This window comes from Streptomyces sp. NRRL F-4489 (assembly GCF_001509485.1).
In the GTDB taxonomy this organism is placed as follows: Bacteria; Actinomycetota; Actinomycetes; order Streptomycetales; family Streptomycetaceae; genus Streptomyces.
This window is the reverse complement of record NZ_LLZI01000230.1, coordinates 44,427-55,479: the sequence shown is the minus strand read 5'-3', so window position 1 is coordinate 55,479 and position 11,053 is coordinate 44,427. Positions and strand designations below refer to the sequence as shown.

The window sequence follows — 11,053 nt, the reverse complement described above, 5'->3', positions numbered from 1 at the left end:
TGCTCGTTCTGGCTGGCGGACGATCTGGCGATGATCGGCCGGGTGGAGGAGGCCCGCAAGCTCTTCGAGCGGCTGCTCTCGCTCCGCAACGACCTGGGGTTGCTGGCGGAGGAGTGGGACCCCCGCCTCAAGCGCCAGGTGGGCCGCAACTTCGACCTCTCCGACGACCGATTCGACCAGGACATCGTCTGATGACGGCAGCCGATCACGGCAACAACGCCGACTCCCGCCTCGCCCCCGGCCCGCCGCCGAGCCCGGCCGGCCCCTTCCGACTCACCGCGGTGCTCTCCGTCGCCCCCGACCTGGAGGCCCGGTACCAGACCCCTCTCTCCGGCAGCGGGAGGTGGTCCTGAGATGCTGAATCATCCCGGCTGCCCTGACTGCCTGCGTGCGGAACATATCCACGGTCATGTCCCCCCGGAGCCGCCGGAGCCGGACCCGCCGATACGAATCGCCACACTCATGCTCCTCTCTCTCGTCCTGCTGGTCGCGGCCGGGGGATGGCTGGGGCTGATGTGGCTCGTAGCACAGAATGTCGGCTGGCCCTGATTGACCAACCTCACCGCGGGCACCAACTGGCTGCTGCCCTGCACAGCCTTTCAGCTTCGGCATGGGCGTCGAAGATCCCGAAGGACACCACCCGGCGGCCCGTACCGGCGCGGTGGAGTCCTGCCCCCGGCCTCGGGAGGGGGCTCGGTTGCAGCCGCCGGGCGGGCGCCGGGAGGGCGGCGGCCGCGCGGGTCCGGCCGAGAACGCGCGCTTGTGCGGGCATCCGGTCCGTACTCGGCGCGGGTCAGCAACGTGTCCAGGGCGCGCGCGACGGCGGCCTCGTTGGTGTCGTCCAGGCCGGCCGCGGCGGTCCGCGGGGACGTGGTGCCAGGTGAAGTCCGCGAAGGCGGGGTTCACCAGCGGCAGACGGAGCCCACGGTGCGGTGATCCAGCGACCCGTGGTGCGGACGAAGACGCGCGAGAGGGCGTAGGGCCGTAGTGCACCTCGCACAGCACCGCTTGGCCATGTGCCCCGAGTGCTGGCGTCGCCACGGCCCGAGCACGGCGGCACTGTCCACCCGTCCGCCAGCCGCCCGTAACTCCGACCGGTCCGGGGCGACGTACGCGACCTCGAACTCATCAGCCGGCGGCCCGACGGAACCATCTGGCGGGACCGCCAGGCATGCACCACGTCCGGCTGACCCCGCCCCTCACCGCAATGTCCGATCCCCCGCACAGCAAAGCTTCAATCCGCAGACTGCGACGTCATTGGACAGAATTGTTGTTTCTTCCTCAACGTTGCATGTGTGTGCACCAGCTGGCTGAGCGATAGCAGTGCCACCGCTCAGGCGGACCGAATGGCGTTGATTAGAATGGCTTCCCATGTCGAAGCCTGACGAACTGCTTGTTGACGTCGCTGCCTTGGTGGAGTCCGGGCACAGCAATCAGATGTCTCTGACCGTGGTCGCCGGTGGTGCTGTCATCACGGGTCGGCTGGCTCCCGAAGCTGTCTGGAGGCAGCGGGTGTCCGAGGTCCTGGCGGACTCGGCCCGTCTCCATGAATTCTCCGCCGCCTTCACCGCTACGACGAGTGCGGAGAAGGCGCCCACTCATCTGCATTTCCATGTGGCGCGGATTCTGCAGGGCACGGTGGGGATCCCGGAGACAGGCGGGATGTACCGCGTGGCGATCGAGGACGTCAGCGCTTGGACCGTGGGTGACTTCAGCTACTCCGACCAGTGAAGTGCAACGCTGCGCGCTGACGGACCGCGTGGCATGAGGCGAGGGCCCGACCGGTACCTGCCGGTCGGACCCTCACTGTTGTCCCGGTGGCGGCTCGGGCCTGCCCGTCGGTCAGACGGCGGCAGGGGCGCCGGGCATCGCGGGAGCCTGCTGGAACGGGGCGGGGACACGCTTGCGCGCGGCGGTCCGGCGGAGGCCGGGGCAGGTGAAGCCGAGCTGAGTCATGGCCCGGAGAACTTCACCGGCGCTGAAATCGCGGCGGTCCTGGCGCGTGATGGCCTGCCCGACCTGCTTGACCGGGTAGGTGCGGCGGCCGATGATCACCGACTCGCCGATGACCTGTTCTGGCTTGACGCCCTTCATGGCTTCCAGGACGCCGCTCTTGGTGAGGTCGAACGGGAAGCGGGCGATGATGCAGCGCATGATGCCTCACAGGGAGAAGGACGGGATGGTTCTACCGCGGTGAGGCGGTTCAGTGCGCAAGGGCAAGGGCGAGGACGCCGGGAGCGCTGTCCTGGTCTTCGGCGACCGGCAGCGCGGCGAGTCGGCCGCCCAGCACCGCGTGCTCGGCTTCGGCGCTCGTGGTCACGGGTGAGGTGGACGGCCCGCTGGCGCCGAGGATGTCGCGCAGTTGAACGCGGTCGGTGTACGCGAAGCCGTCACGGATTGCGGTGAGCTGGCTCCGGGTGACCAGTTGGGCGCACAGGCCGTCGTTGTCGCAGACGGCCAGGTGCCCGGTGCGGGCGCCGGCCATGACGGACAGGGCGACTTCGACGGTCATGTCGTCGCAGACTTGCAGTGCGCCTGCGTCCATGGCGTCCGCCGCAGTCCTGTGTGCTGGGGTGATGTTCGTCGAGCGGGGCTGCATCTGAACCAGCGTCAAAAGGTGCCTCCTGCAGTGATGGGTCCATTTCCTGATCACAAGGCTTCTGGCATCACGAGGTTGCTAGGCCGCCGCGGCGTCGAAGGAGGTCTGCCGCGCGGTCCTGCGCAGGGCAGCCGAGGCGGGGCTGCGTCGGCCGCGTGAGGCCGCGCTGCGCTTACGCCGCTCGGCCACCGGCGCGGTGATCGTGACGGGGATGCCGGAGGGTGCCTGGGCGCCGGTGATCTGGCTCAGCGCCTCTTCGCCGGCACGGATCTGGGTGATCTGGGGCACGATTCCGGCGGCGGTCATGAGCCGGCTCATGCTGCGGCGCTGGTTGGGGGTGACCAGGGTAACGACGCTTCCTTGCTCACCGGCCCGCGCGGTGCGGCCGCCGCGGTGGAGGTAATCCTTGTGGTCGGTCGGCGGGTCGATATTGACGACCAGGTCGAGGTTGTCGACGTGGATGCCGCGGGCGGCGACGTTCGTGGCGACGAGCACGGTGACGTGCCCGGTCTTGAACTGGGTCAGGGTCCTGGTGCGCTGCGACTGCGCCTTCCCGCCGTGCAGCGCGGCGGCCCGGACACCGCTGGCCAGCAGGTGCTCGGTGAGCTTGTCCACAGCGTGCTTGGTGTCCAGGAACATGATCACCCGGCCGTCGCGTGCCGCGATCTCGGTGGTCGTACGGTGCTTGTCCGCGCCGTGCACATGCAGCACGTGGTGCTGCATGGTGGTGACCGCACCGGCGGACGGGTCGACGGAGTGGACGACCGGGTCGGTGAGGTAGCGGCGGACCAGAAGGTCGACGTTGCGGTCGAGGGTGGCGGAGAACAGCATCCGCTGGCCCTCGGGGCGCACCTGGTCCAGGAGCGCGGTGACCTGGGGCATGAAGCCCATGTCGGCCATCTGGTCGGCCTCGTCCAGGACGGTGATACCGACCTGGTTCAGCCGGCAGTCACCGCGGTCGATGAGGTCCTTGAGCCGGCCCGGCGTGGCGACGACGATTTCCGCGCCGCCCCGCAGGGCGCTGGCCTGCCTGCCGATCGACGTTCCGCCGACGACGGTGGCCAGACGCAGCTTCACCGAGCGGGCGTAGGGGGTGAGCGCGTCGGTCACCTGCTGGGCCAGCTCACGCGTCGGGACGAGGACCAGGGCCAGCGGCTGGCGGGGCTCGGCGCGCAGGCCGGCGGTGCGGGCCAGCAGAGCCAGGCCGAAGGCGAGGGTCTTACCGGATCCGGTGCGCCCGCGTCCCAGGGCGTCACGACCCGCGAGAGTGTTGGGCAGAGTCGCGCCCTGGATCGGGAACGGGACGCTTATGCCCTGCGCGGTCAGTGCGGCCAGCAGTTGGGCGGGCATGTCGAGGTCGGCGAACGCCTCGACCGCGGGCAGTGCGGGAGTGATCGTCTTCGGCAGGGCGAACTCGCCCGAGGAGGCGGCGGGCCGCCGCCGGCCGTGGCCGCCTGAGCGGCTCGGGCCCCCTGAACGGCTCGGGGCGGACGAGCCGAAGCGACTGCCCCGGCCCGAACCGGCGCCGGAACCGAAAGCGGGGCCGCCGGTGCGGCGGGTCCGGGAGGTGCGGTCGTTCGTACGTGTGGGGTTCATTTGAGAACCTTCCTTGATACGGCACGTATCAAGGAATTCCCGCAGCGGAAGAGCAGCGCAGGGAATCACAAGAACGGGCCGAAATGGAATGCGAAAGCGAAGTCGCCATGCAGTGAATCCGGGGCGGCGCGCAGGTGATGAAATGGGTGAGGTCTTATGGGAGTGGGATCCCGGACGTCAACGGGCGTTGGCCCGGGAACGGCGTGCACCCCTGGAGAAGAGCTTGGGGGCGGTCCTGTCCCACAGGTGGCATCACTGAGGGCATGCCCGTAGCTGGGGCCGGTACCCGACGGATACGTTGCCCGTCCAGGAAGTGCGCGTCAGCGTCAGGCGGGGACGATATTCTCGGCAGTCGGGCCCTTCTGGCCCGATGCGATGTCGAAGGTGACCCTCTGGCCTTCGAGCAGCTCACGGAAGCCCTGTGCGGCGATGTTCGAGAAGTGGGCGAACACGTCAGCGCCTCCGCCGTCCTGCTCGATGAAGCCGAAACCCTTGGCCGCGTTGAACCACTTCACAGTGCCAGACGCCATGTCATATCTCCTTGTGGGGCAGTACGCCGGCACCTGCAATCCACGGATGCCGGGTCGCCGCGATGATGCCCCGCCCGGAGAACAGCCGGGAATACATAGCGCTTCCCGCAGCTAAATGCTGCCGTAAGCGTTGAAGTTTTTGGGAACCACAACTGCAACTGAGGTCGACACTAGCACGCGGTAACGGTGCATGTCCGGTCACTGGCGGCACTCTGCTTGCGTCGGCAGAAACACTGTTCACGAGGCATGCTAAACCCTCATCCGGCCGCAATAGATAGGTGAATAGCAGTGAACGTCTTTTACGGCGCACGGCGCACGGCGGACATGGCTGTCGCTGGTCAGGTAGCTCCCAGGAAGATGGCTGTGTAGTGCGCGGTGAGGGCGGCGATGGTGAGTGCGTGGAAGCCGAACCAGCGCGGCCAGGGGTCGGGGCGCTTGAGGCCGTACACGGCGGCGCCCGCTGTGTAGAGCAGACCCCCGGCGATGACGAGGGCGACCACCGCGGTGCCGCCGGTGTGTGCGAAGTGGGGGAGCGCACTGGTACCGAACAGCAGGCAGGCCGACGGCGCGTACACCGAGCAGGCGGCAACTGCTGCTGCCGAGTGGGTAAGGGCGATCAGGACGATGCCGCCGGCCAGCGCGAAGGGGAGCACTCCGGCGTGCAGTAAGCCCCGCATCCTCGCCTTCAGCGCAGCCGCCGTGCACTCCAGGGCGTTCTCCGGTGCGGCACCTGTCCGCCGGGCGGGCGGGCCGGGAGGCGGATCGTCCGCGGGAAGGTGGTGGGCGCCGGAAGGGTGCTGGCGTTCGCGGCTGTGTGCCGCAGGATGGGTATTTTCAGCAGTCATGCGCTCATGCGGGGAACCGGTGGAAGGAGAACGCCGGAAGGTTGCCGCGACCGCAGGTCAATCGCCGGTTGCAGGCTGGGGTGCGGTGCGGCGGTACTCGGCGTTGATACGCCGGGCTTCTTCGAGCTGGTCTTCGAGGACGACGATGCGGCAGGCGGCCTCGATGGGGGTGCCCTGGTCGACGAGTTCCCGGGCTCGGGCGGCGATGCGCAGCTGATAGCGCGAGTAGCGGCGGTGGCCGCCCTCGGAACGTAGCGGGGTGATCAGGCGGGCTTCGCCGACGGCGCGGAGGAAGCCCTGGGTGGTGCCGAGCATCGCGGCGGCCCGGCCCATGGTGTAGGCGGGGTAATCGTCGTCGTCGAGACGGCCGAACGAGTCGTCTGGTGTCATTTGCACCTCTGTTGTGGAACGCGTGGAGGGGCCCGGGTGCCATATGACACCCGGGCCCCGAAGGAACTGCTACACCATCTGCCGGCCCTGGTACTGCGCCGGCCTTCTGCTTCCGCTGGCCCGACCTGACCGCTGTCGGGGGTGCGGGGATCGCGGTTGCTTGACCGGAGACCACCTCACTATCGATGTTCTGCGGTACCCGGGCTCAAGTCTCCGCCCAGGCGATCCTGATGGCGCCTGGTTCCTCCGTTCTTCCCTCTGGGATCAAACACTTACCACTCTTCGGCAGCCAGCCCCGTTGCCCGTCCTGCGTCTGCTCTGGCTCAGAACCCCACTGCCGAACCTCCCGGTGCGTGCGCCCGCAGCCGACGCCTTCACCGAGGTGCTGCTCACTTGGCCTTCACTGCTGAGTACTGCACTTGCGTGTCCTGCTCATGCGTGAACTGCGGTACTGCTCACGGCAGCCCCTTATCACTGCGGGCCGCCCGGTCCGGCCGTCAGCCCCGTCGCCGTCCTGCAACAACCCTGGCTTCGAAACTCCACCACCGCACCGTCCTGCGAACTGCAACTGCGGTACTGCTGCCCGGCGTTCGTGTCTGCCGGTCCTTGTTGTCCCTCTGGCTACGAGAGAAACCATAGCCCCACCGCTTCCTAATGTCTACTTCGGCCGACATAGATTTTCGTGTCTCGTGCGGTGAGATAATCGGCGTCGGCCACGGGACGGGTGCCCGGTGGTCCCGCTCCGGCCAGGCTCACCCACTCCCACCAGGCCGGCTACGCCAGCCTCGTTGCCGCGAAGACCACAACAGCCCCGTCCGGCCCTGCGGATGGCCGCTCAGGACACGCCCCAGTCGGCGTTTGCGCGGATGAGGCACCACAGGCCGGGCAGAGTAGACGAGCGGGCGCAGGGTTCGTCGCTACCGACAGCGGCTGACGATACGTGGCAGATCTTGAGATGAGACGGGGCCATGGACCATCCGAGCGACTCCAGCCGCAGGCTGCCACCCGCTGGCCGTGCCCCTCGACGAACGCACGGAGAGCACCACGTTCGGGATCCCGTTCTTGATCTTCTTCCAGGGTGACGGCGGCGTGCCGCCTGTCCGGTTTCCCTCCAGCCGCGTCGGCGGCAAGGCCGGGGGACTCTCACCCGGTCGCCGATCACTACCTCGGCCGTCGCGTGGGGCTGGCGGCCAAGGCCCGCACCTCGGCGCCTCGCATCCAGGCAATGTTGGAATTGGACAGGTATCGGGGCACCCGGTGTCCGGCCTCATGCCCGGTCATATCCTGCATCACGTTTCCCTCGCGTCGCGTCAAGGATCGGGCGAAATGGTTGCGTGATCTTGCAAGTATGCGGCTATGCTTCTGGAGGTTTGCAGAAGGCACCTCGTTCGGTGAGGCGTCTGTACGGACACAGGCCACTGACCCGACGACGTCGAGAGACGCCCAGGTTCAGGACAGGTCTCCCCGGCCTAAGGGGTGACCCCAAGTGGCTTCCCCAGGGGATTACGCCGTGCAGTGCCAAAGCTCTGACGAGTTGGGGTGAACCGGCCGCCTGGGCCGGTCCGCTCCTTGCCGCGTCGTTCAGCGCCCGCGTGCGCTCCGGCCGGAAGGAGGCGAGAGAGATGGATTGCCAAGGCAGTAGTCCGGGTCACAGTCGGCCCCGCACCCGATCGACCTCGCCCGTCCTCGGTACGCGCTGACAGCACTCACCCCACACGGACACGTTCGCTGCTCCAGCACCCGTGCGGCCCCTTGGGCTGCCGCGCGTGGCTGGGCTGCCTTGACGCGCCCGCAGAGTTCCGCGTGCCGCCAACTCCTCCCCTTCCGGGGGAGGTTGGGAGGCTCTCTCATGACCGACCTGACCACCGGCCCCGCAGCTGCCCGCGCGTCGCGCTCCGCCGTCCTGGACGAGGCGCACCTCGGTGACATCCAGGGCGCGCTGGGCACCATCAAGCAGCACGACACCGGTGAACGCCTAGGTCTGACGGCCAAGTTCAAGACACTGCTCGCGATAGCCGGCCCCGGCCTGATCGTGATGGTTGGCGACAACGACGCCGGCGCCTTCGACACCTACGGCCAGGCCGGGCAGAACTACGGCACCAGCCTGCTGTGGACCCTGCTGCTCCTCGTGCCCGTCCTGTACGTCAACCAGGAGATGGTGCTGCGCCTGGGCGCGGTCACCGGTGTCGGCCACGCCCGCCTGATTCTCGAGCGGTTCGGGAAGTTCTGGGGTGCGTTCAGCGTGATCGACCTGTTCCTGCTGAACGCGCTCACGCTGGTCACGGAGTTCATCGGCATCACGCTGGCGGCCGGTTATCTGGGGCTGCCCAAGGCAGGAGCGGTGCTCCTGGCCGCCGCCGTGATCATCGCCTCCGCGTTCACCGGCTCCTTCCGCCGCTTCGAACGCGTCGCGATCGCCCTGTGCGCAGGGTCTCTCCTCCTGGTCCCCCTCTACTTCATGGTCCACCCGAAGACCTCGCAGATGGTCCACGACTTCGCGGTGCCGGCCATCCCGGCGTCGGTTTTCCTGCTGCTGCTGTGCAACGACAGGGCCGTCCTGGGCCCGTGGGCGAATGGGCCGAAGACCAACGCGTTCACGTCGGCGGTGGTGGGTGTCCTGGTCACCCTGTCCGTCATCCTGACCGCCTCGGTGCTGTTCCCCGGCATCAGCTCCACCGCGATCCTCGACATCATGGCCGGCTGCGGCGTCATCGGGATCCTCGCGGCCGGTTACTCCTTCACCCGTCGGCGTACCGGTACCAAGGAGGACCCGATCGACCGCACCGGCCGCGACAACTGGCGGATGCCGCCCCTCGACACCCTTGCCCGGCCCACCATGTCCACCGGCCGCAAGATCGGCATGGGCGCGCTGCGCACGTATCTCCTGGTCGCGATGGTCCTGGTCATCATCAAGATCGTCCAGGTCGCCCTCGGACAGTAGGCAGTCGCTCGGGCGGCGTCCCGCCCCCGACCGCCCCCGTATCGCCTCCCCCACGGGGTGTGGCGGTCGCGCCGCAGCCCGATCGCCGCCCCCTCCCCACCCTGAGAACGGAGGTCCCTTCGTCATGCTCGCCGCACTCGACCACGTCCAGCTCGCCGCCCCGGCCGGTTCCCAGGACGTACTGCGCAGCTTCTACCTCACCGCCCTGCAGATGGTGGAGATACCCCGGCCTCCCGCGCTCGCCCGGCGCGGGGACTGCTGGTTCGCCGCGGCCGACGGCGGCCGTCTGGAGATCCACGTCGGCATCGAGGACGGCTACCGCCCGCCCCGCAAGGCCCACCCTGCGGTCCGCGTCGTCGGCCTCGACGCGCTCGCCGCCCGACTGGAAGCGTTCGGCGCCCCGGTCGTCTGGAACACCAGCCTTCCCGGCTACCGCCGCTTCGTCACCCAGGACCCGGTCGGCAACCGCCTGGAATTCCTCGAACCGCTCGGCTGACCGGCACGCACAGCGGCCTGCCCGCCCCCGCACGGGCGCTGCGCACGGGCGGCTCGGCCGGCCCGCTCGGCGGGTACATCTGAGTGCCACCCGACACCAGGACGAATGAGCCGGCACTGCCGCTTCGACCACAGAGAGGAGGCGCCGACATGACCGTGCTGCCTCGCCTGCTGATGGGTTCCGTTGAACGACTGGTCGGCCGCACGCCGCCGGCCGCCATCGGCGCCCCGGTGCACGCCGTAGTGCACACCGTCTGCGACGACGGCGAAGAGCCCCGCGTCCGCGCCTTGCTCAGGCAGGCCCTCGGCGGGCCGGGCGTGGACCTCCTTCACCTGCACTCCCGGGACACCGATCCCGGATCCACCGCCCTGGAAGCCACCGCGGCCATAGCCGGCCCGGTCACCGCGACGCTGGGGCGCGTCCTCACCCTCGTATGGCTCGATCCCGGTGTCCATGCCGTTCGCTGGGACCTCCGACCGTCGGACGACACCCCACCAGGGCGCTGCATGGCGCCCCTGCCGTCCCACGCCGACAGCGAAGAAGGTGCGCCGTGCACACCCTGACCACTTTCGAGTTCCTGATCCGGCTCGCCACAGGAGTGGCCTGTGGAGCCTTGATCGGCGTTGAGCGGCAGTGGCGAGCCCGGATGGCGGGCCTGCGCACCAACGCGCTGGTAGCGACAGGGGCCACGCTGTTCGTCCTGTACAGCGCGGCGGTCGGTGACGCGGGAAGCCCCACCAGGGTCGCTTCCTACGTCGTCTCCGGTATCGGCTTCCTCGGCGGCGGAGTGATCCTGCGGGACGGTGCCGGAGTGCGAGGTCTCAACACCGCCGCCACGCTGTGGTGTTCGGCCGCCGTCGGCGTGCTGGCCGCCTCCGGCAGGCTCGTTCTCGCGGTGCTCGGCACGCTCACGATCCTCGCCGTTCACCTCCTGCTGCGCCCGGCCGGCCGCCTGCTCGACCGCGCGCCGGCCGCCGGGAGCGACCCCGACGCCGCGTCACGTGCGACCGTCCACGTGGTGTGCGACCGGCGCGACGAGGGTCATCTCCGTGCCTTGCTGCTTCAGGCGCTGGCGGCCAGCGGTCTGGTTCCGACCGCGCTGCGCTCACGCCGGCAGCAGGAGGGAGCGGACACCGCGGTACTGGCCACCGTCGTGATCACGGGAGATCTTGCGCCGGCGCTGGAACCGGTCATCGCCCGGCTGTCCTTGGAGCCGGGTGTGCGCGACCTGCACTGGCACGGGGAAGAGCACCCCGATGACGACGCCTAGCAGCAACCGGTCCGGCCTGTCGTGAGGGTGGTCGCGCGGGTTCCGCCGGGCCGGCGTTTGCGTGCGGACCGGCTTCCCGGTCAGGCACTACTTGATCGCCTTGATGAGCAGCAGGAGAGCGCTCAGGATCAGATACCCGCGCAGGGCCATCATGCCCAGTCGGGTGCCCGCGGACCAGCGCACGGGCTTCGGGAGCGCCAGGGGCGGCATGCGCCAGGCGAGTTTCTCGGTGGGTGACATCGAGGGGGCCGCCGGTGCCGGACCGAACCCCGACTTGGTATTCGCCCGCCGGGTGCTGGTCGCCCTGGCCCCTCTGCGCAAAACGGGGCTCCGGCACGCCGCGCTCGCCGAGCTGTACGGCACGGCCCGCTCCACGGTCTCCCGCT

General features: G+C 69.1%; 14 protein-coding genes and 1 riboswitch. Of the genes, 7 read left to right on the top strand and 7 right to left on the bottom strand.

What is annotated here, in order from left to right:
* From ADL22_RS19615 to ADL22_RS19610, 3 genes are all read left to right on the top strand, one after another.
* A partial coding sequence (locus tag ADL22_RS19615; RefSeq protein ID WP_159048691.1) for a hypothetical protein occupies nucleotides 1–192 on the top strand: 192 nt, incomplete at its 5' end.
* The gene (locus ADL22_RS35425; protein WP_159048690.1) at nucleotides 192–353 is read left to right on the top strand and encodes a hypothetical protein; all 162 of its coding nucleotides are present in this window, start codon (nucleotides 192–194) and stop codon (nucleotides 351–353) included. The genes ADL22_RS19615 and ADL22_RS35425, both read left to right, overlap by 1 nt.
* A gap of 1,018 nt (nucleotides 354–1,371) precedes the next feature.
* Nucleotides 1,372–1,731, top strand: a complete 360-nt coding sequence (locus ADL22_RS19610) for a hypothetical protein (RefSeq protein ID WP_066981050.1) — start codon at nucleotides 1,372–1,374, stop codon at nucleotides 1,729–1,731.
* A 111-nt stretch (nucleotides 1,732–1,842) separates the two neighbouring features.
* Here ADL22_RS19610 and ADL22_RS19605 read toward each other — a convergent pair whose 3' ends face one another.
* The 6 genes from ADL22_RS19605 to ADL22_RS19580 form a co-directional block, all read right to left on the bottom strand.
* Nucleotides 1,843–2,154 carry an SCO5918 family protein gene (locus tag ADL22_RS19605; protein ID WP_066981047.1) on the bottom strand — a complete coding sequence of 104 codons (312 nt, stop codon included), beginning with the start codon at nucleotides 2,152–2,154 and terminating at the stop codon, nucleotides 1,843–1,845.
* 49 nt (nucleotides 2,155–2,203) lie between these two features.
* Nucleotides 2,204–2,614, bottom strand: a complete 411-nt coding sequence (locus ADL22_RS19600; RefSeq protein ID WP_066981045.1) for a CBS domain-containing protein — start codon at nucleotides 2,612–2,614, stop codon at nucleotides 2,204–2,206.
* 63 nt (nucleotides 2,615–2,677) lie between these two features.
* On the bottom strand, nucleotides 2,678–4,195 hold the full coding sequence (locus ADL22_RS19595; RefSeq protein WP_066981042.1) for a DEAD/DEAH box helicase: 1,518 nt from the start codon (nucleotides 4,193–4,195) through the stop codon (nucleotides 2,678–2,680).
* A gap of 326 nt (nucleotides 4,196–4,521) precedes the next feature.
* Nucleotides 4,522–4,725: a cold-shock protein gene (locus ADL22_RS19590; protein ID WP_066981040.1), complete on the bottom strand. Its 204-nt coding sequence runs from the start codon at nucleotides 4,723–4,725 to the stop codon at nucleotides 4,522–4,524.
* Nucleotides 4,726–5,063: 338 nt separating this feature from the next.
* On the bottom strand, nucleotides 5,064–5,570 hold the full coding sequence (locus tag ADL22_RS19585) for a hemolysin III family protein (RefSeq protein ID WP_199836336.1): 507 nt from the start codon (nucleotides 5,568–5,570) through the stop codon (nucleotides 5,064–5,066).
* A gap of 57 nt (nucleotides 5,571–5,627) precedes the next feature.
* Nucleotides 5,628–5,960: a MerR family transcriptional regulator gene (locus ADL22_RS19580; RefSeq protein WP_066981035.1), complete on the bottom strand. Its 333-nt coding sequence runs from the start codon at nucleotides 5,958–5,960 to the stop codon at nucleotides 5,628–5,630.
* 1,376 nt (nucleotides 5,961–7,336) lie between these two features.
* Nucleotides 7,337–7,506, top strand: a riboswitch (M-box (ykoK) riboswitch).
* Between the two features lie 303 nt (nucleotides 7,507–7,809).
* Here ADL22_RS19580 and ADL22_RS19575 point away from each other — a divergent pair.
* The 4 genes from ADL22_RS19575 to ADL22_RS19560 all read left to right on the top strand — a co-directional run bounded on the left by ADL22_RS19575 (nucleotide 7,810) and on the right by ADL22_RS19560 (nucleotide 10,667).
* Nucleotides 7,810–8,901 carry a divalent metal cation transporter gene (locus tag ADL22_RS19575; RefSeq protein WP_066981032.1) on the top strand — a complete coding sequence of 364 codons (1,092 nt, stop codon included), beginning with the start codon at nucleotides 7,810–7,812 and terminating at the stop codon, nucleotides 8,899–8,901.
* A gap of 124 nt (nucleotides 8,902–9,025) precedes the next feature.
* The gene (locus tag ADL22_RS19570; RefSeq protein ID WP_066981030.1) at nucleotides 9,026–9,397 is read left to right on the top strand and encodes a VOC family protein; all 372 of its coding nucleotides are present in this window, start codon (nucleotides 9,026–9,028) and stop codon (nucleotides 9,395–9,397) included.
* A 149-nt stretch (nucleotides 9,398–9,546) separates the two neighbouring features.
* Nucleotides 9,547–9,960 carry a hypothetical protein gene (locus ADL22_RS19565; RefSeq protein ID WP_066981028.1) on the top strand — a complete coding sequence of 138 codons (414 nt, stop codon included), beginning with the start codon at nucleotides 9,547–9,549 and terminating at the stop codon, nucleotides 9,958–9,960.
* Nucleotides 9,948–10,667, top strand: a complete 720-nt coding sequence (locus tag ADL22_RS19560; protein ID WP_066981025.1) for an MgtC/SapB family protein — start codon at nucleotides 9,948–9,950, stop codon at nucleotides 10,665–10,667. Before ADL22_RS19565 ends, ADL22_RS19560 begins: the two co-directional genes overlap by 13 nt.
* A gap of 87 nt (nucleotides 10,668–10,754) precedes the next feature.
* Here the strand turns inward: ADL22_RS19560 and ADL22_RS19555 are convergent, their stop codons facing one another.
* Nucleotides 10,755–10,907, bottom strand: coding sequence for a hypothetical protein (locus ADL22_RS19555; RefSeq protein WP_199836335.1), 153 nt, complete (start codon nucleotides 10,905–10,907; stop codon nucleotides 10,755–10,757).
* Nucleotides 10,908–11,053 lie beyond the last annotated feature (146 nt).